Genomic DNA, 20,842 nt, shown 5'->3' with positions numbered 1-20,842 from the left:
CCCCATTACTGCGTGCGGCGTGCATACTGCTTTTATTGTAAACTTATTTATCGTTCAGTGCCACAACGCCCGGAAGTGCCTTACCTTCCATAAATTCCAGGGAAGCGCCGCCACCTGTGGAAATATGATTCATTTTGTCAGCCAGGTGGAATTTCTCTGCTGCTGCTGCGGAATCGCCGCCACCGATGACGGTGTAAGCATCTGTTGTTGCACAAGCTTCCGCTACCGCACGCGTACCGTAGGAAAACGGCTCGATTTCGAATACGCCCATCGGCCCATTCCAAACGACCAGTTTGGAATTTTTGATCACGTCTGCGTAGATTTCACGCGTTTTTGGCCCGATATCGATGCCTTCCCAATCGGCAGGAATGTCGCCAACTTCAACGATTTGCGTGTTCGCATCGGCGCTGAAATCGTCGGAAATTACGATATCTACTGGCAGGTAGAAGTTTTTGCCCAGTTGTTTTGCTTTTTCGATAAAGCCCAGTGCGACGTCCAGCTTGCTTTCGTCCAGCAGCGATTGACCGACTTCATGACCTTGAGCTTTCATGAATGTGTAAGACAGACCGCCACCGATAATTACGTTGTCGGCAATGTTCAACAAGTTGTCGATCACATCGATTTTGTCTTTTACTTTGGAACCGCCAACGATCGCTGTGAACGGACGCTCCGGATTGTTGAGCGCTTTACCGAGTACATCCAGTTCTTTCTCCATCAACAGACCCGCTACAGCTGGCAGGTGATGTGCAATACCTTCTGTAGATGCATGCGCACGGTGAGCCGCGCCAAATGCATCGTTAACGAACAGATCAGCCAGCTCAGCGAATGCTTTTGCCAGTTCTGGATCGTTTTTCTCCTCACCTGCATGGAAACGAACGTTTTCCAATACGAGTACATCGCCATCTTTCAATTCTGCGATTTGTGCTTTTACCGCATCGCCAGTCGATTCGTCAGCTTTAGCTACCGGTTTGCCTAGCAGTTCGGACAGACGCTCGGCTGGAGCGGTCAGTCTCATCGATTCAACAACTTCGCCTTTTGGACGACCGAGGTGACTTGCCAGCAGCACTTTTGCACCTTTTTCGATCAGGAAATTGATCGTTGGCAGCGTTTCACGAATACGCTTGTCATCGGTAATTTTACCGTCTTCCATCGGTACGTTGAAATCCACACGTACAAATACCACTTTGCCAGCTACTTCTACATCACGTACACTTTTTTTATTCATTAGTCGTTCCTCCATGCCCATAGTTTGGAGCATACGCCAGACGGAGAGATTGCCGATATGTACAGCCGCATCCGAAGCATCAAGCTTCTGCGCTGCTGCTAAGCCTGCACCCTCTTTGCCGCCGGCATTATGCCGATATTCCATCCAACCTAACATCTGCCAGACAATGATAAGCCGAGCAGACGGCTGGATGCTCCCGATCAGCATCCAACTTAGAAAAAAGCGGAAACAAATGAGCTCTGTTTCCGCTTTATGGAATTGATATTTATTTCAGCTAGAGAGCTGGATCAGCCTTTGTTTGCGAAGTATTCCAGCGTACGAACGAGTTGTGCAGTGTAGGACATTTCATTGTCATACCAAGCTACAGTTTTAACGAGTTGCTTGTCGCCAACAGTCAGAACGCGAGTTTGTGTCGCATCGAACAGGGAACCGAAAGTGATGCCTTTGATGTCGGAAGATACGATTTCGTCTTCTGTGTAGCCGTAAGTTTCTGGGTCGGAAGCTTCTTTCATTGCTGCGTTTACTTCGTCAACCGTTACGTTTTTCTCCAGTACAACAACCAGCTCAGTCAGGGAACCTGTTGCTACTGGTACACGTTGTGCAGAACCATCCAGTTTACCTTGCAGTTCAGGGATAACTAGACCGATTGCTTTTGCAGCACCAGTGGAGTTAGGGATGATGTTTTCAGCTGCTGCGCGCGCACGACGGAAGTCACCTTTGGAGTGAGGAGCATCCAGTGTGTTTTGGTCGCCAGTGTAAGCGTGAATTGTAGTCATCAGACCTTCAACGATACCGAATTTGTCTTGCAGTGTTTTTGCCATAGGTGCCAGGCAGTTTGTTGTGCAAGATGCGCCGGAGATTACAGTTTCTGTACCATCCAGAATTTCATGGTTTACGTTGTAAACGATTGTTTTCATGTCGCCAGTTGCTGGAGCGGAGATAACAACGCGTTTTGCGCCGGCTTTCAGGTGAAGCTCAGCACTTTCTTTAGTTGTGAAGAAACCAGTACATTCCAGAACGATGTCTACGCCAAGTTCGCCCCAAGGCAGTTCTTCAGGGTTACGGTTAGCCAGAACTTTAACTTCTTTGCCGTTTACTTTGAAGAAACCGTCGTGTACTTCAACGTCACCGTTGAATTTACCTTGTGTTGTATCATATTTCAAAAGATGTGCCAGCATTTTAGCATCTGTCAAATCGTTGATTGCTACAACTTCAATACCTGCTACGTCTTGAATACGACGGAAAGCAAGGCGTCCAATACGTCCAAAACCGTTAATACCAACTTTAACCATGAGTAAATTCCTCCCAGAAATAAGTTTGTTGAAATTTATGCAATCAAGACATGGCTGCTTGAGCCAGTCGAGACAGTGATAATAGAAGTACGATCGTTTGCGAGTGCAAACATCCTTGTTCATCTTGTGTTTAAAGTTCGCTAAGACTGTTAGAAGTTCGTTAACACTGTTAGAAGTTCACTAACACCGTTAGAAGTTCACTAACACTAGAAATGAACATGTGTTGGCGGGCGGCTGCCGGAAAAGGGGTTGTAGCCGTAGCTTACAGTTCCTTTACGATCTCCCGTGCAGCAGCCTCATCGATGACCAGTATATCCTCCTGGCCGAATTTAAGTACAGCGTGAATCGAGCTTGCTTTGCTGCGACCGCCGGCGATGCCGATTACAATTTCCGCATTGGCGATATCTTCAAGCTGCAAGCCAAGCGTCAGCATATGATGCACCGTCTGACCTTCCGCATTAAAGTAATGCCCAAACGATTCCGCCACCGCTCCTGCACCGCGAATTTCTTCGACGAGCTGCGGATCAAGGCGCCGCCGCCGAACCATCTCCATCGCATCACCGATGCCATGAATGATAATTCTAGCACGGCGAATGAATTCGACGATCTCGCGTATATTCTCATCCTCGTACAACAGCTCGTATGCGTCTTTACGCAGCAAGTCGGGTACATGCAGTAGCCGGTACTGTGCGCCTACCCGCTTCGCCATTGTCGATACGATGGAATTCGCCTGGTATTCCATATTTTCGCCAAGTCCGCCTCTTGCCGGAACGAACCAGGCATTCCTGAGCGGAGCTGGTAAGGTTGGGCTCAATTGTTCAGCCACCTCCGCCAACGTAAACCCGCCGGTTACAGCCACAATATCATCATCGCGCATCACACTGAGCAGCGCTCGTGCGCCTGCTCGTCCCAGATTCTGCTTCGTACTAACCGAAGTGTCGCTATCTCCAGGCACGATCATGACTTGCTGTAGTCCGTAAGCTTCACGAATACGATCCTCTAAAACGGACAAACCAAGTAGCTCCTCCATTAGCGGTTCCAGCTCATCAAGCAGTTGTCTGCCTGCATCGCTCACCCGCATCCCAGTGCTCTCAATTTCCAGTAGTCCCTGCGCCTTGAGCAGATCGGTTTCGGCGCGCAGTACGCGCTCTGTCATGTTCAGAGAAGCTGCGAGTGATCTGCGCCCAACTAACCCTGTCATCATAACCTGATGCAAAATCGCGTATCTTTTTTTTAGTACGTCGGTGAGATCGGGCAGAAGCTGCTTTTGTATTTCCAATAATTTTCGCATGCTTTCCACTCCTGCAACTTATCTCGCTCAGTGTAATTGTGATTCATTTTAACCAGGCTTAGTTATATGGACTCAAAATGTCCCGGCATAACTTTTTAAGTCCCACATCTATATTAACCAATTTTCGATGTAGAAGCAAGTATGGACGACAACTATTTATGGAAGGTTGGCGTAATAATTTTTGTAAGGGCATACCTTGCTTTTTAAAGTTGTTTCATCTATAATCATTCTTGCTGTTGCTTATTTGCGCCCGTGGTCCAATGGATATGACGTAGGCCTCCGAAGCCTGAGATCCAAGTTCGATTCTTGGCGGGCGCGCCATTTTAATTTTTACAATTGTGTACTTTTGCTGACTGAGCGGTTGTGCAAACTGTTTCGGTTTGATTCCAACAGTTTGGGATCAGTATGATCATGTATCACATAACGTTCCATTATCAGTTATAGCAGACAATTGTTAACTACATACATGTTTTATGTTGCGGAAATGATCCGTGCTTGATCGATGTTAACCAGCAGATGCTGGTTATTTTTATATGTGCCGATCATAGTGTAACTATACAAACTCTCTGTTTATTAACCTAATTTCCAGTAAATTAGGCATTTTTAGGATGGATAGTTTGACTTTCTTTGACTTTTAGTTTGAACTAACCTATAATGTGGTAAGAACAAATGATTATGGTCATTGTTTGACCTGAAATTCCACTATATAATGACATTTATGATGATCGTAACTTAAGGAGGGTTTCTAGTGAGTTATATCCCAATGGTCGTTGAACAGAGCAGTCGAGGCGAACGTGCCTATGATATTTATTCCCGTCTGCTGAAAGACCGCATTATCTTTCTCGGTTCGGAAGTGAATGATGTAGTAGCGAACGCGATTATTGCACAAATGCTGTTCCTGGAAGCCGAAGACCCGGAAAAAGACATTCACCTTTACATTAACAGCCCTGGCGGTTCCATTACCGCAGGTATGGCGATTTACGATACAATGCAATTTATTAAAGCCGATGTGTCCACGATCTGTGTTGGCATGGCGGCAAGTATGGGTGCATTCCTGCTCAATGCCGGTGCAAAAGGTAAACGTTTTGCATTGCCTAACAGTGAAGTGATGATTCACCAACCGCTCGGTGGTGCACAAGGTCAAGCGACCGATATCGAGATTAGAGCGCGTCGTATTTTGAAAATGCGCGACAAGCTGAACAAAATTTTGGCTGATCGCACAGGCCAGCCGCTCGATCGCATCGAGCGCGATACCGATCGTGACTATTTCATGACCGCTGCCGAAGCTGCCGATTATGGTCTGATCGATAAAGTGATCGAAAAAACACCTCCACAGGGCATCTGATTACGATTCCTGTTCGAATGGATAGAACAAACAAAAGCTGCAATGGCATGAGCCGTTGCAGCTTTTTGGTATGCCGATAGGCGGATAAGCACAACAAACTAGACGATCTATGCGCTCTGATGCTCTGATTCGATTAGGTTGGCAGCTCCTATGATGGCAACATACAGCTCCTCCTACATCAATAATTTAGCTTTATTAGGTTACATGAAGTGGAATAGAAAAACCGGGCAATTCGCGCGACTTGTCGTCTACACAGATTACCCGGTTTGGATAAAACAACAGCTTTTATTGATATGCTTTCAGCGGATTCGTGCCTTTTTTCAGCAATTGGCTAAATGTGAAATGGAATTCCGGATTGCCGGATACGCCTGGGGCGATATCGTATTTTTGGAAAAATACATCAAAACCGCTATCGGTCAGATAGTAGTTATCCAGATACGTGCTGGAGTTTTTGGTCAGATCATTGAATTGTTCCAGCGAATAGCCCATCGTATCGCTTTGTTTTTTAATGTCGCTTTGCAGCATTTTTTTGATATCTTGGCGGTAGGAAGGATTGGATTTCAGCAGATCGTCCAGTTTGATCGCTTTGCCATCTTTGATTGAGAACGTCATGCCTGTCATCAAGTTATCGCCATGCGCACCGCCGAGGAACTGATAATCGGTCAGCAGGAAGCTAATCACACCGTTCTGGTTGTAGGTCACTTGATAACCGCCATCGATTTCATAGCTCATATCTTTGGAATACGGAGCGCCTGCTTCTTCAACCTGCTTTTTCGTCACGGCAAGATATTGATCAAAATGCGCTTTCAGCGCTTTGTTGATCGCCGTTTGCGCCGCCTCATTCGTCAGACCGCTCACAACCGGATAGATCACATCGACGGTAGTGTATTTATTGTTGATCGGATCGGCAAGCTTTGTTGGCGTTACGGTCAATGCGTTTACACCTACGGTGGTGAAGTTGACGGTGTTGGTCGCTTTGTTCCAGACAGTACGATAACCGAATGGCTCAGACAGTGCCTTTGCTTCTACATACGATACCCCTTTGACCACTTGACCGTCATAGCTTGCGCCAAGTGCGCCGCCATTAAAGGTAACAAACAGATTGTCAGTATCGGCATCACTATAGATCATATAAGCGGACGTTTGCTTGCCTTTTGTGACGATAACATTATGTGTTTTGGCATCATAAGTAACCGTAGCACCCAGCGCCTTGGCGGCGTCTTTCAGCGGCACCAGCGTTTTGCCGGCTTTGCTAAGCATGCCCTGCGTCGATACGGCTTTACCTTCTACTTGTACATATACAACGGATTTGTTCACTTTTTGGCTTGTTGTTGCCGCTGCATAGGCGGAAGGAGCGCCCCCTGGCAAAATAGCGATTGTGCCTGCAGCGGCAAGCGTCGTTGCTAGCACCAGCGCGGCTATTTTTTGGAGATGGTTTGTACTTTTCAGTTTATGCTGCGTGTTCATGATCGATCTCTCCTGTTCTGTTTGTTTGATTTAAACTCAACATTGCTTAGTATATACGGCTTTGTAGCCTCTTGATTTACAAACTGCTTAAAACAGAGTGACAACATAGTCATTCAGCTCTTGCTAAAAGTAATAAAAATGTAAATAAATATGCTGTTGCCGAGCGGATTGCATAAAACGCACCGTTTCCATTTTTCGAATTGCTTCGGTTTAGCAAACAAGCAGTATACTGAAACGATGCTTATCATTGTACGTATTTACCTGTAATATGAAGCCATTGAAACAAAACTGCACAGCCTGTAGCAGCATCCGACTGGGGATGACTGTTATGACTGTGCAGCTTTGTATCGTATTTTACAAAAATGACATTTCCAACTTTGTGCGCTTACTTCATCGCATATTGAACCGTTAATGTCGCATTCAGTTCAATCATGCCTGGTTGAACCGATGTACCACCTGCACTCATATCGCTCGTAGCGGCTTCGGAACGCTGCATGACGATTGGCGGCATAACCGAGCCTGATTCACTCACCGATAATAGCTCGCCTAGTGTGCGATTAGCTGCTTTAGCAATCGAGCCTGCTTTGGCTGCTGCATTTGCCATCGCTTTGGCGATCACCTGATCTTCATACGTTTGCGGGTTTTCGACATCAAAGTTGACCGAGCCTACATTGTTAGCACCGGCAGCGGCTGCATCATCAAGCAACTGTCCGATTTTATCCAGATCGCGATATTTTACTTGAAGTGTATGATATGCAGTATAACCTGTAACTTTTTGCCCGTCCTTGTCGTTATAGTTGTAGTTGGGCTGAACATAAAATTGTACGGTTTGAATATCGGACTGTGGAATCGACCATTTTTTTAACAATGCGGTTAGCTTGTTCATCTTCTGTGCATTGGATGCTTGTGCTTTGGCAGCCGTTGCCGCCGTTGTCTGTGCTCCAATCGATACATACGCGATATCTGGCTTAACCGATAGCTTACCATCTCCGCTTACATTAATGACGCCTGTAGCCGCTGGCTGTGTCGTCTCAGCAGCATACGCCGAGCTTGCGCCTGGCAATGCGACGCTCATCATTACACCTGTAAGCAATGTACCTGCGAGTAACAGGGAAGTAATAGATTTGGTTCGTTTCATTCATCATTCACCCCTTCAGCTTGATACCTGGTAAACGATTAAGTAAAGGCAAATGTTGCAACAATTCCCGGCAATTTGGGGTATATAACAGAAAAGGGCTTAATTGCTAAGTCACATTCCGGCTCGCTATCGTATCGTTCGTCCTAAGCGTAGGCTATCACCATATCGCCGTACGCGATCTATCGCATCATTTTACATGAATCTCAACACATAATCCCGCCCGGTGCGTAACCTTATATGGAGCACATAGGAGACAGGGATAACACAAAGAGGGGAGCGTCACCATGTTAAACAAGAAATTTGTACGCCATTCCATGATGCTGTTAACGAGTATGCTGCTATTATGCAGCGTCGTCACTACAGCGAATGCGGCGTCTACTGAAGCAACGCCACGCGAGGTGAAATTGGAATGGAACGGTACACGTCTGCCGCAAAGCGGCTTGCTCATTGATGGCAGCACGATGATTCCGGTTGTCCTGCTACGCGATTCGATCGGAGTGACACTTCGTTATGAGCCAACTGTCAAAACATACACATTGCTGCAAAATGATGATCAGATCGATATGATTATGGGAACGGATGCAATCAATATTCGGCTGAACAACCACCAATGGAAAGGCCCGAATGCGCAAATTATTAATGGACGCATGTATGTGCCGTTTACAGTGCTGCGTGATGGCTTTGGCTACCAAAGTGCCTGGAATACAGCGCAAGTCAAGCTTAATTTTGCGAAAAAAGGGATTTGGCTAGAGGAATAGACATACTATACTAGCAGCAAAAGCTGCGGGACATTACGACATATGTATGCCATCTTATGCGTATTTCTTCCTCTTTGTAGACAAGTTTCCATGTCGTATACAGAAATTTCCCAATCGATGCACCGCTGTCCTACATTCCAAACGTATACCAAAAAAACCGCCACCCTATGGTGACGGTCGTCGCCCTTCAACAACGGATGAGGGGCTTTTTTTATTGGTTTTCCAGTTCTTCTTTGCTTACAAGACCGACTAAAGCGTTTACAGCCGATTCTGCATCCGCGCCCTCTGCACTAATGTACACTTCCGTACCGGAGCTGATCGCCAGGCTCATAATGCCCATAATGCTTTTGGCATTCACTTTTTTGTCGTCTTTTTCCACGAAAATTTCGGAAGAATATTTATTCGCTTCCTGTACAAACAGTGCCGCAGGTCTTGCGTGCAATCCCGTTTTCAAACGAACCACTACCGGGTGTTTGATCATGTGGCATTTACCCCCTATAATACGTATTCATTGCAATTTATAAGTTTATTACGCTGATGCCTTCAAAAGTGACACTTATTCATCATACTACATTATTATAACATGCGCTTTAGCAGAAAAAAATAAAGCCTCATTACGCATAACAGATATTTTAGACGAGATGCTCGTTACGCATCTTCTCCGCCAGCTCATCGATTTTACGCAAACGATGGTTAACGCCAGATTTGCTAACGCCGCCTTTGAGCATTTCGCCCACTTCTTTGAGATTCATATCGGGATGCGCAAGCCGAATTTCAGCTACTTCACGCAGCTTGTCCGGCAACTGCTCAAGCCCCAAATAACGCTGGATTAGTCGAATATTATCAATCTGACGCACCGCAGCACCGATCGTTTTGTTCAAATTCGCCGTTTCGCAGTTGACGATCCGGTTGACCGAATTGCGCATATCACGCATAATGCGCACATCCTCAAACTTGAACAGCGCTTGATGCGCACCGATAATGCTCAGAAATTCGATAATTTTCTCGCCTTCTTTAATATATAAAATAAAGCCTTTTTTGCGTTCGATACAACGCGCATTCAGATCGAATTCATTCGCCAGATCAACGAGTGCCTGGCACTGCTGCTCATACATGGAAGCGATCTCCAGATGATAGGAGGAGCCTTCCGGGTTGTTTACCGAGCCACCTGCCATAAAAGCGCCGCGCAAGTAAGCGCGCTTGCAGCAAGTTTTGCTCACCATGTCTTTGTTAATGCCAGCTGTAAACATAAAGCCCGCCGACACGATTTTTAGCTGACTCAAAATTTCCTGTACCCCTGCCGGAATGCGCACGATGTATACATTGTTTTTTTTCAGCCGCATTTTTTTGCGTACAAGCAGCTCGGTATGGACCGCAAAATGCTTTTTGATCAGGGAATAAATCCGTCTTGCAATTGCGGCATTTTCAGTGGAAATGTCCAGTATGACTTTTTTGTTGGACACTTGCACTGAACCGTTCATCCGAATTAATGCCGACAGCTCTGCCTGCTCACAGCAGTCATTCGCTTCGATCATGGTCAATTCTTTTTTGGTTTGCGCCGCAAATGACAATGGACTCACCCTTTCGATAAAATATGTTTCTTGACCTGTTCATAAATATGGTGACTAAGCATCGCGGCATCATGCCGCAAGTACGTACCGTACATCACCATTTTGTCAGCGATAATCCGGTAGCCCATCGCTTCCACCACGTCTTGGTCAAGTTTGACCGGCTTGGCGCCTTTTTCTGCGTAACGCTTTTGTACTTTTAGCGGAATCGGCTCATTGTTGACGAGCACATAGTCGAACAGCCGGTGTCCGACATGTTCATAAATCGCGTTCAGATGGTCGCTGACCGCGTAATTGTCTGTTTCACCCGGCTGGGTCATCACATTGCAAATAAACAGCCGTAATGCATCCGACGCCAAAATCGCGTCCGCCAATTTCGGTACGAGTAAATTCGGTAGCAAACTCGTATACAAACTGCCCGGGCCGATCAAAATCGCATCTGCCTGCTGGATCGCTTGCACTGCCTCTGGCAACGGCTCCACGTGATCCGGTTCAAGGAAAATACGTTTAATCCGTTTGCCTGCTTCAGGGATTTTGGATTCACCGGTAACGATCTGTCCATCTTCCATTTCAGCATGCAAGATGACCGCCTGTTCTGCCGCAGGCAACACTTCACCACGAACGGCAAACACTCGGCTTAGCTCGCGCACAGCGGTCACAAAGTCACCGGAAATATCGGTCATCGCCGCCAAAATCAAATTGCCCAAACTATGTCCAGCCAGCCCTTCCCCTTTTTGAAAACGGTACTTGAGCATGTCCGACATGAGCGGTTCCACATCAGCGAGCGCGGTAAGCACGTTACGAATATCGCCTGGCGGCGGCATTTTCAGCTCGTCGCGTAAAATACCGGAACTTCCGCCATCATCAGCAACTGTAACGATTGCCGTAATATCGAGCGGCTTTTCCTTCAAGCCTCTCAGCATAACGGATAGACCGGTGCCGCCACCCATCACAACGATGCGTGGGCGCAGCACAGGCAAATCCGGCTGTGAAATTGACATAGCTTCCACTCCTTAATGCCGATCACGATCAGCATCACGATGACTGACACGCACGGTTTCGGTTTCACTGGTGCCCAGCATACGACCGAGGTATTCGGAAATGGCAACCGAACGGTGCTTGCCGCCGGTACAGCCAATGCCGATAATGACCTGGCTTTTGCCTTCATTACGGTATTGCGGAATTAGAAAATGCAACATATCGAGCAGCTTGGTCAAAAACGCCTGTGTTTCCGGCCATTTCATCACATATTCGTACACATCGCTATCTTGTCCGGTATGGGGACGCAAATTTTCGATATAATGCGGATTAGGCAAAAAACGTACGTCAAAGATCAGATCAGCATCAATCGGAATGCCATATTTGAAGCCAAATGACGTAATATTGACCGACAGGCGATTCGTTTCCAGATGCGAAAAGCGTGCAACGATCTTTTCTTTCAGTCTAACCGGCTTCGTATTGCTCGTATCGATAATCTGGGTTGCCGCACTGCGCAAATCATCCAGCATTTTACGTTCGAGCCGGATGCCGTCAAGTGGCATTCCTTCCGGAGCGAGTGGATGCCGCCGCCGGCTTTCTTTGTACCGCTGTACAAGCACCGCATCACTTGCTTCAAAAAACAAAATTTCCGAATGAATCGTATGATGATTTTTCAAATAGTTCAATGATTCCGAGAGGGCGGCAAAAAATTCACGGCCACGCAAATCGATCACGAGCGCAACCTTGCCGATTTTGCCATTGGACTGTTCGATCAGCTCGGCAAATTTAGGGATTAATACAGGCGGAAGATTATCGACACAGAAAAAACCGAGGTCCTCCAGACTCTGCACTGCAATCGTCTTGCCTGCGCCGGACAGTCCGGTAATAATAACCATCGTGGCGGTCGTTACATTATCGCTGGTGCTCATGCTCTTGTCCCCTCTCTATCCGATTGTATAGGGCGATTGCTGCACGCCATTAACGCAGCAACAAACCGGCTGCTCCAACAATGCCAGCATCATTGCCAAGCTTGGCAGGGATAATCTCTACCCCCTGCTGCAGCGGCCCTGGCGTCAGTTCGGCAAATACTTCGCGGATTTTGCTAAACAAAATATCGCCTGCTTTGGACACTCCACCACCGACGATAAAACGTTCCGGGTTAAGCGTCGCCGCGATCGCAGCCATCGATTTGCCGAGGTAAAAAGCAGCTCGGTTGACGATGCGAATGCTCACTTCATCGCCTGCTTTGGCTGCATCAAAAATATCTTTGGCGGTAATTTGCTCAATGTCCGACAGGCTCGTCTGGTCGCCGCGTTCCACCGCTTCCACCGCCATACGGATAATGCCGGTAGCGGAGGAGACCGTTTCCAGACAGCCCATTTTACCGCAACCACACTGGATCGCTTCCAAATCCGGCACGACCGAAATATGACCGATTTCGCCAGCTAGCCCGGCAAAGCCTTGGTAAATTTTGCCGTTAATAATAATGCCGCCGCCCACACCGGTACCGAGTGTGTAACAGATGCAATCATTGACGCCTTTACCTGCGCCGCTCCATGCTTCCCCCAGCGCCGCTACATTGGCATCGTTATCGATGCGGATCGTTTTTCCGAGACGTTGTTCAAGGATGGCTCGGATCGGTACATCACGAAAGCCGATATTCGGCGCCAGCAAGATCACACCTGCACGCAGATCGGTAAAGCCGGCTACGCCTGCTCCAACGCCTACGAGTTGGTCCCAGCTATAGGGCGATTGCTCGACAATCAAACGCACATAGTTGACGATATTGTCGATCACCGCATCCGTCCCTTTTTCTTTTTCGGTTGGACCTTCGTAAGTGTGCAGCAATTTTCCTTCGTGATTGCAAATGCCTACCTTGATGGCAGTGCCGCCAAGATCGACGCCGACGTAAATATTTTCAGACATAGAACCGAGCCACCTTTTCTACTCAAAATTTGATATATATCCATATGCATTTTAACTGTGTTTGGGGCGTGATATCGCTTTCCCGCTCTTTTGGCAAAGCAAGCTGTAGCATAGGCGCACATAGGCTGTACATTCCATCCTATTGTACCATTTCCGTTCTGGCGGATACTGCTTAAAATGCGATCATACATAAAATTTATGGTGAAGAAATACGGGCAGCGTCCGGTAAAATAGCGTTCGGCAGCGTGCTAAACGACTGTTCAATCCGCCCGAAGCAATGAAAACGTTCGTATCCAACTATAAGCGAACCGCATCATGAGGTCAAGCGAAACCCGCGGGTCTGTTGTCTTGAAGCGAAATGACGAAAAGGGAGCCGCTTTGGCTCCCTTTGGCGATGAACAAACGATTATTTATCGAGCGCTTCGCTCCAGTCGTGCACCATATGACCGTCCAGAAATTTCTCGGCATCCATCGCTGCCATACAGCCGCTCCCCGCAGCCGTAATCGCCTGACGATAGCGTGTATCCTGCACATCGCCACAGGCGAATACGCCGGGGATATTCGTTTCGGTCGTGCCTGGTGTAACTACGATATAACCGTGATCATCGGTTGTAATCTGCCCGTTCAGGAAGCCGGTATTAGGTGTATGTCCGATTGCGACAAACACGCCGTCCGCTTCGACCACTTCCTCTTGTTCGGTTTCGTTGTTAAGCACTTTTAAGCCTTTTACGCCGGTATCACCTGCCACCACTTCAAGCGGCTTGCGGTTGAGCGCCCATTTGATTTTGGCGTTGTCTCGGGCGCGATCTTGCATAATTTTGGACGCGCGCAATTCTTCACGGCGGTTCACAACCGTCACTTCGGTCGCAAAACGTGTCAAAAAGCTCGCTTCTTCCATCGCTGAATCGCCGCCGCCGACCACGATCAGCTTTTTGTTACGGAAAAAGAAGCCATCACATGTTGCACATGTGCTGACACCACGACCGACATTGTCCTGCTCGCCCGGAATGCCCAAATATCTTGCCGATGCGCCGGTGGAAATGATAACCGATTCCGCTTCCAGCTCACCTGCGCCTTCGACTTTAATTTTAAACGGACGCTTGGACAGATCGATCTGTTCTACCCAGCCTGATTTGAATTGAGCGCCAAAACGCTCGGCTTGTTTGCGCATATTGTCCATCAGCTCAGGGCCCATAATGCCATCGGTAAAGCCGGGGAAATTTTCCACTTCAGTCGTTGTCGTCAACTGGCCGCCTGGCTGCAAACCTTCAATAATGAGCGGTTCCATATTGGCGCGCGCCAGATAGATTGCCGCCGTAAGTCCCGCTGGCCCTGTTCCGATAATGATTGATTTGTACATAAGTAAGAAACCTCCTTGGAAATGTTACGCCTATTGAATAGGATCGATGTATATAACGTTGTTTATGAACCTTGATTGCTTTGCGCAAGGCTGCGCTGCATTTTGCTTCGGATGTGGCATAAACGACTGATCCGGCGTGCATACCGGCTCACGCTTGAAATGGTACTGCCATAACGCTCGGCAACTTCCGCATACGTGAGCGGCTGACGGAACAGACGCGCTACCAAATATTCCAGCGCTGCTGCCCAGCCTTCCGGTTGCGTCAACCGTGGCAATTCGGGATAGGAGCGCTTAATAAACTCCAACCATAGCGCTTCCACATCATGCTGAAAGCTGGCATGCTGACGCAGTGGCGACTGCAATAGCACGATATCGAGTACCTGCTGCCAGCACGGTTCCCAGATCGGCAAACTTGTGCGTGCGGATTCCAGATCATCGATTAGACGATCATCCACTAGCGAATGCGCCGCCGCCCATTGTCGCAACAATCGCTCGGCTGCCAGCTTTAGAACAGCCGACGTATGCGGAGCAGCTGCATAATCGCGCAGCAGACGGTGCAATTCGTGACTACCTTCGAGCGCACACGCTTGTAGCACATGCAACTGCTGCTGCTGCGTGCCATATCGCAGCATATCGATAAAACGGGACTCATCGTTCGCTGCATGCTCCGCTTCGGATACCGCTGAAGCGGCGTCCGATAAAACAGCAGCAGATGGCAGCATATAGCTATATGAAGGCTGCAATTGTCCTTGCCGCAACTGTTCCAGATGAGCGATGTAAAAGGCAGGCACTTCCGCCTCCGGCTCGATTCGCAGCATCCGTCGCCACCATTGTTCACCTTGATCATATTTACCCACATAGCATGCCGCCACGGCAGCATAATGATAAATTTCCTGCTGATTCGTATCGTTCATACGCACAAGACGGCAGAAATGCGGATATGCCGCATCATGCTGACCGAGCATCGCCAGCGTAATCGCCAGCTTGAGCAAATGCTCATGATGTAGTGGATGTACTTGGCGCAGCATTACAATCTGCTGCAGCAGACGGCTATGTTGACCCATTTGCCGTAAAATAAGCGCTTGATTACACAGACCGTGCAAATTGTACGGATCACGGCGCAGCACTTCCGCCACCTCGTTCGCCGCTCGTTCCAGCTCACCAAGATGATAAAAGGCGACTGCCAGATTGTTGCGTGTTGCATCATCATCCGGCTCAGCCGCAAGCGCCTGTTGCAGCACAATACATGCCTGTTGCACATCGCCTTGCTCTAATAGTACACGTCCTTGCTGATGCGGTTCCAGCTTTGCCTCATCATGATTCGCCTCGCTTACCTCCTGACGCGGTTTGCCGCTGCGTGCTCGTTCAAACCGTACCACATCCAGCAATTCATTCGCCTCAGTGCCAAAGGAGCCGTTTGCATCTTTTTCCATATAAATAAGCAGCTCGCGCTCAGCCTCCGCAAATTGCTCCATATTCGCATAATTATTCGCCATATAAAAATGACATTCACTCATCATCGGTTCAACGTGCTCCACGATATGCCGTAGCGCTTCATTGGATGCTTCATATTTACCCAGCTCGGACAAAATGCCTGCCAAATTGCAATGATGAATCGGATTATCAGGCTCGTATTCGACTGCCTTTTGAAAATATGTCAATGCCTTGTCATAACGATAACGGTCTAATGAGCGGACAGCTCGTTCAAAAAAGAAATTGGCATCCAATTGCAGTCTGATGACTTTGCGCTCAGCTTCTTCCGTTTTCCGCTTATAATCATTCACCGGATCAAGGCACCTCCTTCTGTCGCTTCAACCATCTATTGACAGACGGTCGTCTATAGCAAATAAGCTTTGTTACGCGTAACTAGCACCGTTTAGTATACCACAATCGTGAAAATGGCTAAAGGCAAACTCGCCTTCATACGGGATTACCGCCCGCCAGCTTAGGCACACTGCAAATGTTAAATACCGGCATCGCTAAACATGGTGGCAATCGAACCACCCTCCACAATAATGCGTACCGCATGCGATAACATCGGTGCCACAGACAGTACGGTCAGCCGTTCCGGTCTAATCGACGGCAAGCTAATCGAATCGGTGACGACCAGCTCGCGAATCGCCGGATGGTCAAGTCGCTTGAGCGCTTCCCCGGAAAACAATCCATGTGTGGCGCAAACGATTGCGTCACGCGCCCCACGCTCCTTCAAGCTCTCGACGACATTAACGATCGTTGTGCCCGTATCGATCAAATCTTCGATAATAATCGGTGTTTTGCCTTCCACATCGCCAATTACATGCGTAATAACCGATTCGTTATGCGCTGGACGCTTTTTGATCATCATCGCAAAAGGAGCGTCCAAGCGGTTCGCCAGCTTTTCAGCCATATAAGCACGACCTGCATCCGGCGAGACGACAACCGCGTCTTCAATCGATTGATTTCGCAAATAACCGCTGATCAGATCGAGTGCGGTCAAGTGGTCAACCGGGATATTAAAGAAGCCCTGAATCGCAGATGCGTGTAGATCAATAGTAATTACCCTGTCTGCGCCAACTGTAGTCAGTACATCCGCCACCATTTTTGCAGAAATCGGCTCTCTTGGTGCCGATTTGCGTTCCTGGCGTGCATAACCGTAGTACGGCACGATCAAATTGATCGTCCGTGCAGATGCACGCTTTGCCGCATCGATCATAACGAGCAGTTCGACGAACAGCTCATTGATCGGATGCGATAACGATTGAACGATAAATACGTCCATATTTCGAATCGTTTCTTCATAATGCACATACGTTTCACCGCTTTTAAATTGGGACAGCTTGATTTTACCGAGTGTGAGACCGAGACGTTCAGCGATCGTTGTCGCCAGCTCCGGACTGGATGAGCCTGAGAAAATTCGCATATGTTCTTTCATAATTCCTCCTGATTTTGGATGGCGAGCTTGCTTTACCCTGTTTTTAAATATTGTATATCGCCGCGTAACGATAGCAAAGACAATTCTGCTTCAATTCGCAATTGTTCCGGTTATCGCGATGGAGCGGTTTGGTTATAACAGTGTAAACGATGAGTTTTGTCGCTTTGTAGGCGAAGTCGCAGAAAAGTTTGTCGGATGATGACGCTTTCTTTTATAGTATGTTGAAATATTCATATTTTTCTCTTGACGAAAAGTAGTTAGGCGCCGTACAATATCTCCATTAGAACATTGGAGAAAGGTGAAGATGATGTCCCAATTTGAACCGTCGGATATGGCGAAGCATCTCAAAGATATGGATCGGCTCAAAGAATTGGCACCGCTGTTTCCGCAACTGGATGTGAACTGTATGCTGATTTCTTTTCTGCTCATTCGCACATCACATGAGCTATACCATGAAGTGTCGCCACTGCTCACGGAAAATGGGCTGTCACCAGGTAAAATACGCATTTTGATCTCGCTAATGCTACTCAAAAAACCGCTGCTACCTTCGGAAATGGCGCAATCGGCTGGTGTGACGCGCTCGACGATGACCGGTTTGATCAACGGGCTTGAAAAAGACGGTCTGATTCGTCGTGGCTCCCATGAAGATCGCCGTATGACCGCCATTCATCTGACCGAAGAAGGCGAAGCTGTCGTCAAACATATACTGCCTCAGTATGGCGCTCAATTAGCGGGCATTATGAATCATTTGACCGTGGACGAACGCGACGTACTCAAACAGTTATTGTACAAAATTCGTGCAGGCATCGAATCGAAGCAGCCGGAATGAGCTTATGAAACCGGACGTTTTTTTCGGTGTAATAGTACGGCACCAAACTATTTGCCGGCTAACGTCTTCATTTTTAAATTAACTTTTAGCTTAGATTTGATACAGACAGGAGAGTAAATCAAAGTGAAAATCGTAAAATTAATTCCAATTATCGTCTTAATCGTGGCGCTTGGTGTCGGGGGGACACTGCTGGCGATGCACGGCAAAGATGCCGTTTCGATGGCAGCGCTCAAAAAAGAAGGCGTGCTGACGATCGATACGGTGAACAGCTCGTTTGAAGGGCAATCCGGTAAAATTGCTTCCGTCAAAGTCAAAGAAGAAGACCATGTGAAAAAAGGACAACTATTGATGACGCTCGATACACAGGACGTAAACCTGCAAATCCAGAACGTCAAAGAACAAATGTCCCAGCTCGACGTCCAAATTAGCCAAACACAAAGTCAATTAACAAGCCAATCCCACAAGCTGGCACAGCAAAAAGCGAGCGCTCAGCTAAACGTACAAGCCGCCCAAGTTGCCGAACAAAAAGTACTCACCGGCGCGCGTCCGGAAGATATTCAAAGCCAGACTATTGCAGTCGATTCCGCTAAAAAGTCAGTGGAAGTTGCCAACAATGGCGTCAATGCTGCGCAAAATGCTGTTGCGACCGCACAGCAAAATGTCGCGTATGCACAAACGAGCTATGACCGTGCTAAATCGCTATTTGATAACGGCTTAGGTACACAAGCTAGCCTCGATACCGCCCAAAATGCGCTGAACACTGCCCAAAAACAATTGCAAAGCACCCAAGATCAGCTTGTCAGCGCACAAAAACAAGTCGAAGTTGCCGGTAATCAAGTGCTGGCGCAAGAAACCGCGCTTGAAAAGCTGCAAAATGGTGCGACCGCCGAAGATCGTCAAGCAGCTCATGTGCAAGTAGAACAAGCGCAGCAAGCGCTCAAACAGATCGATCAAGGTGAAGAAGATATCCGAAACGGCAAATACAATATCGAACTGCTGCAAAAGCAAAAACAATCGCTGCAAATCAATATGGACAATTTGCTCGTACAAAAAAGCCGCCGCGTCCTTACCGCACCAGCTGACGGCAAAGTAACCCGTGTCGTACCTAAAGTAGGCGAAAATATTTCCGCTGGCACACCGGTCGTCATGATCGAAACCGGCAAGCTGTATTACGATCTGTATGTAGGCGAAGAAAATATGAAAAACTTCCAGGCTGGAGCAAAAGTCGATACGAATATCGTAGCGCTTGGCAAACATATTACCGGTACGGTTCGTTATATTACGTCTGCACCACAATATGCCGCACTACGTATGAGCCGTGAAAAAGGACAGGCAGATACGACTTCATTTATCGTGCGTGTCGATGTGAAACGCACATCTGACCTGCTGCCGGGAATGACGGTGGAGGTTCCAACCAATGAAAGCAATAATTGATGAATTTAAACTGATTTTGCAGGGTAAGTTTATTTGGATTATGCTGATTGCGCCGCTGATTATTTCCGCCGCCTTTGGCTATGTGTTCAAAAACAATCAGTTGAACGAAGCGCCTGTCGCTGTCGTCGATCTGGATCACAGCACGTACAGCCAGCAATTGATCGAAAAGCTGGATGCCGACCAATATATTAATATCAAATACGTGACCTATAACTATATGGAGCCAAATAGCTTCCTGTACAATGAACAATATTTCGGTGTTATCTATTTGCCTGCTGGTCTCGAAAAGACGCACATACAGGGCGGGCAGACCAATATCGGGCTATATGTAGATACCGCATTGTCGACCGCTACGACGTACTTGCGTACCGGCGTGACCGAAGTAATCAACACCGAGAACGCCAGCACAGCCGCCGGCAAGCTGGTAGCGATGGGGGTAAACTCCGCTCAAGCGGCTAATTTTACGACCGGTCTGAATTTGCAAACAAGGCTGCTATACAATCCGACCAACAATACGCTAATGAGCTCGGTCATCGGTTTTGTGAATACGGTATTCCTGTCCATTCTAGGCGGGGCGACGCTCACGATTGTGCCGCGTCTGCGTGAACAAGGCGTGCTGGCGGAAGCGCTGCGCCGTCCGCTTAGTCTAGTGCTGCGTGTCGTACCGTATGCGCTCATTGCGACCGTTTCGATGTATGTCGTTATGGGCTGCTTGAAACAGGTCGGCGGGCTGCGTTTTGAAGCGAATGTATTTCAGCTCTGGATTCCATTTTTAATGTATACGCTCTCGCTCTCCTTGCTCTGTATGCTCGTTGGCTGGAGCGCCAGCAGCCCGGCAAAAGCGGCGGGACGGATTACGATGATTTTGCTGCCATCGTTTATTTTGAGCGGTGCGCAAATTCCGGTCGCTTTGTTGCCGCCGATTTTGCAAAATGTCAGCCATGTGCTGCCGCTGTCCTGGCATTTTAAATTTTTACGTGGACTCGGTTTCCGGGGCGGCGATCTGAAATATTTTGGGCAAGAGCTGGGCGATTTTTTAATTCTGATTACGAGTTTCTTGGTCGTTATTTTCCTGCTGATGCTGAACGAAATGCGTAAAATTCGCAAAGCGGAGCGGGAGGGCAAGCTGCATACCGATGCGATGGATACAACGACAAAGGTGATCACAGCAGAGTCCAGTTCAACATCCCCATCCGCTTCAGCGACAACGGATGCATCCGGCACGGCAAAACCAAATCCGAGCTAATCGATATACATTGCCGCAATCGATCGTTATTTTATAAGCAAACGACAAACAACCAGCAGGATAGGCGCTGTGAC

Annotated in this window: 18 protein-coding genes and 1 tRNA gene; 6 read left to right on the top strand and 13 right to left on the bottom strand. The window is 47.9% G+C overall.

Annotated features, from left to right (window positions below):
- Nucleotides 1-43 precede the first annotated feature (43 nt).
- The 3 genes from U1I11_RS16375 to U1I11_RS16365 all read right to left on the bottom strand — a co-directional run bounded on the left by U1I11_RS16375 (nt 44) and on the right by U1I11_RS16365 (nt 3,808).
- Nucleotides 44-1,225 (bottom strand): phosphoglycerate kinase, encoded by a 1,182-nt coding sequence (locus U1I11_RS16375; protein ID WP_322907363.1) that lies wholly within the window; start codon nt 1,223-1,225, stop codon nt 44-46.
- Between the two features lie 287 nt (nt 1,226-1,512).
- Nucleotides 1,513-2,517 carry a type I glyceraldehyde-3-phosphate dehydrogenase gene (gap, locus tag U1I11_RS16370; RefSeq protein ID WP_322907212.1) on the bottom strand — a complete coding sequence of 335 codons (1,005 nt, stop codon included), beginning with the start codon at nt 2,515-2,517 and terminating at the stop codon, nt 1,513-1,515.
- A gap of 262 nt (nt 2,518-2,779) precedes the next feature.
- Nucleotides 2,780-3,808: a sugar-binding transcriptional regulator gene (locus U1I11_RS16365; protein WP_322907211.1), complete on the bottom strand. Its 1,029-nt coding sequence runs from the start codon at nt 3,806-3,808 to the stop codon at nt 2,780-2,782.
- 246 nt (nt 3,809-4,054) lie between these two features.
- On the opposite strand from U1I11_RS16365, the gene U1I11_RS16360 reads away from it, so the two are divergent.
- Both U1I11_RS16360 and clpP read left to right on the top strand, forming a co-directional pair.
- Nucleotides 4,055-4,129: transfer RNA gene (locus U1I11_RS16360), tRNA-Arg, on the top strand.
- Between the two features lie 427 nt (nt 4,130-4,556).
- On the top strand, nt 4,557-5,153 hold the full coding sequence (clpP, locus tag U1I11_RS16355) for an ATP-dependent Clp endopeptidase proteolytic subunit ClpP (RefSeq protein WP_322907210.1): 597 nt from the start codon (nt 4,557-4,559) through the stop codon (nt 5,151-5,153).
- 285 nt (nt 5,154-5,438) lie between these two features.
- Here the strand turns inward: clpP and U1I11_RS16350 are convergent, their stop codons facing one another.
- Both U1I11_RS16350 and U1I11_RS16345 read right to left on the bottom strand, forming a co-directional pair.
- Nucleotides 5,439-6,620, bottom strand: a complete 1,182-nt coding sequence (locus tag U1I11_RS16350) for a PdaC/SigV domain-containing protein (RefSeq protein ID WP_322907209.1) — start codon at nt 6,618-6,620, stop codon at nt 5,439-5,441.
- A gap of 385 nt (nt 6,621-7,005) precedes the next feature.
- Nucleotides 7,006-7,758 carry an SIMPL domain-containing protein gene (locus U1I11_RS16345; protein ID WP_322907208.1) on the bottom strand — a complete coding sequence of 251 codons (753 nt, stop codon included), beginning with the start codon at nt 7,756-7,758 and terminating at the stop codon, nt 7,006-7,008.
- Between the two features lie 284 nt (nt 7,759-8,042).
- On the opposite strand from U1I11_RS16345, the gene U1I11_RS16340 reads away from it, so the two are divergent.
- On the top strand, nt 8,043-8,516 hold the full coding sequence (locus U1I11_RS16340) for a stalk domain-containing protein (protein ID WP_322907207.1): 474 nt from the start codon (nt 8,043-8,045) through the stop codon (nt 8,514-8,516).
- A 211-nt stretch (nt 8,517-8,727) separates the two neighbouring features.
- On the opposite strand, the gene U1I11_RS16335 is transcribed toward U1I11_RS16340, so the two are convergent.
- The 8 genes from U1I11_RS16335 to U1I11_RS16300 all read right to left on the bottom strand — a co-directional run bounded on the left by U1I11_RS16335 (nt 8,728) and on the right by U1I11_RS16300 (nt 17,259).
- Entirely contained in the window at nt 8,728-8,997 is a 270-nt protein-coding gene (locus tag U1I11_RS16335) for an HPr family phosphocarrier protein (protein ID WP_188778021.1), read from the bottom strand.
- Nucleotides 8,998-9,148: 151 nt separating this feature from the next.
- Nucleotides 9,149-10,087, bottom strand: a complete 939-nt coding sequence (gene whiA / locus U1I11_RS16330) for a DNA-binding protein WhiA (RefSeq protein WP_322907206.1) — start codon at nt 10,085-10,087, stop codon at nt 9,149-9,151.
- Between the two features lie 5 nt (nt 10,088-10,092).
- Complete coding sequence (locus tag U1I11_RS16325) at nt 10,093-11,085, bottom strand: gluconeogenesis factor YvcK family protein (RefSeq protein ID WP_322907205.1); 993 nt, start codon at nt 11,083-11,085, stop codon at nt 10,093-10,095.
- Between the two features lie 12 nt (nt 11,086-11,097).
- Nucleotides 11,098-11,991 (bottom strand): RNase adapter RapZ, encoded by an 894-nt coding sequence (gene rapZ, locus U1I11_RS16320; protein WP_322907204.1) that lies wholly within the window; start codon nt 11,989-11,991, stop codon nt 11,098-11,100.
- A 49-nt stretch (nt 11,992-12,040) separates the two neighbouring features.
- Nucleotides 12,041-12,988, bottom strand: coding sequence for an ROK family glucokinase (locus U1I11_RS16315; protein ID WP_322907203.1), 948 nt, complete (start codon nt 12,986-12,988; stop codon nt 12,041-12,043).
- Nucleotides 12,989-13,394: 406 nt separating this feature from the next.
- Nucleotides 13,395-14,348 carry a thioredoxin-disulfide reductase gene (gene trxB, locus U1I11_RS16310; protein ID WP_322907202.1) on the bottom strand — a complete coding sequence of 318 codons (954 nt, stop codon included), beginning with the start codon at nt 14,346-14,348 and terminating at the stop codon, nt 13,395-13,397.
- Between the two features lie 62 nt (nt 14,349-14,410).
- On the bottom strand, nt 14,411-16,132 hold the full coding sequence (locus tag U1I11_RS16305; protein ID WP_322907201.1) for a tetratricopeptide repeat protein: 1,722 nt from the start codon (nt 16,130-16,132) through the stop codon (nt 14,411-14,413).
- 179 nt (nt 16,133-16,311) lie between these two features.
- The gene (locus tag U1I11_RS16300) at nt 16,312-17,259 is read right to left on the bottom strand and encodes a ribose-phosphate diphosphokinase (RefSeq protein WP_322907200.1); all 948 of its coding nucleotides are present in this window, start codon (nt 17,257-17,259) and stop codon (nt 16,312-16,314) included.
- 304 nt (nt 17,260-17,563) lie between these two features.
- Between U1I11_RS16300 and U1I11_RS16295 the strand changes: the two genes are divergently transcribed.
- From U1I11_RS16295 to U1I11_RS16285, 3 genes are all read left to right on the top strand, one after another.
- A complete protein-coding gene (locus tag U1I11_RS16295; RefSeq protein WP_322907198.1) occupies nt 17,564-18,088 on the top strand; it encodes a MarR family winged helix-turn-helix transcriptional regulator in 525 nt (174 codons plus the stop codon).
- Between the two features lie 123 nt (nt 18,089-18,211).
- Nucleotides 18,212-19,522, top strand: a complete 1,311-nt coding sequence (locus U1I11_RS16290; RefSeq protein ID WP_322907197.1) for an HlyD family secretion protein — start codon at nt 18,212-18,214, stop codon at nt 19,520-19,522.
- Nucleotides 19,506-20,768, top strand: coding sequence for an ABC transporter permease (locus tag U1I11_RS16285; protein ID WP_322907196.1), 1,263 nt, complete (start codon nt 19,506-19,508; stop codon nt 20,766-20,768). Before U1I11_RS16290 ends, U1I11_RS16285 begins: the two co-directional genes overlap by 17 nt.
- The last annotated feature ends 74 nt before the right edge of the window (nt 20,769-20,842 follow it).

The organism is Paenibacillus campi, assembly GCF_034659835.1.
In the GTDB taxonomy this organism is placed as follows: Bacteria; Bacillota; Bacilli; order Paenibacillales; family Paenibacillaceae; genus Saccharibacillus; species Saccharibacillus campi.
This window is presented reverse-complemented; position numbering and strand designations above follow the sequence as displayed.

Excerpts from the sequence above, each read along its gene's own strand:
- U1I11_RS16375 (WP_322907363.1), bottom strand. The coding sequence starts at position 1,225 with ATGAATAAAAAAAGTGTACGTGATGTAGAAGTAGCTGGCAAAGTGGTA.
- gap (WP_322907212.1), bottom strand. The coding sequence starts at position 2,517 with ATGGTTAAAGTTGGTATTAACGGTTTTGGACGTATTGGACGCCTTGCT.
- U1I11_RS16365 (WP_322907211.1), bottom strand. The coding sequence starts at position 3,808 with ATGCGAAAATTATTGGAAATACAAAAGCAGCTTCTGCCCGATCTCACC.
- U1I11_RS16350 (WP_322907209.1), bottom strand. The coding sequence starts at position 6,620 with ATGAACACGCAGCATAAACTGAAAAGTACAAACCATCTCCAAAAAATA.
- U1I11_RS16345 (WP_322907208.1), bottom strand. The coding sequence starts at position 7,758 with ATGAAACGAACCAAATCTATTACTTCCCTGTTACTCGCAGGTACATTG.
- U1I11_RS16340 (WP_322907207.1), top strand. The coding sequence starts at position 8,043 with ATGTTAAACAAGAAATTTGTACGCCATTCCATGATGCTGTTAACGAGT.
- U1I11_RS16335 (WP_188778021.1), bottom strand. The coding sequence starts at position 8,997 with ATGATCAAACACCCGGTAGTGGTTCGTTTGAAAACGGGATTGCACGCA.
- U1I11_RS16325 (WP_322907205.1), bottom strand. The coding sequence starts at position 11,085 with ATGTCAATTTCACAGCCGGATTTGCCTGTGCTGCGCCCACGCATCGTT.
- rapZ (WP_322907204.1), bottom strand. The coding sequence starts at position 11,991 with ATGAGCACCAGCGATAATGTAACGACCGCCACGATGGTTATTATTACC.
- U1I11_RS16315 (WP_322907203.1), bottom strand. The coding sequence starts at position 12,988 with ATGTCTGAAAATATTTACGTCGGCGTCGATCTTGGCGGCACTGCCATC.
- trxB (WP_322907202.1), bottom strand. The coding sequence starts at position 14,348 with ATGTACAAATCAATCATTATCGGAACAGGGCCAGCGGGACTTACGGCG.
- U1I11_RS16300 (WP_322907200.1), bottom strand. The coding sequence starts at position 17,259 with ATGAAAGAACATATGCGAATTTTCTCAGGCTCATCCAGTCCGGAGCTG.
- U1I11_RS16295 (WP_322907198.1), top strand. The coding sequence starts at position 17,564 with ATGATGTCCCAATTTGAACCGTCGGATATGGCGAAGCATCTCAAAGAT.
- U1I11_RS16285 (WP_322907196.1), top strand. The coding sequence starts at position 19,506 with ATGAAAGCAATAATTGATGAATTTAAACTGATTTTGCAGGGTAAGTTT.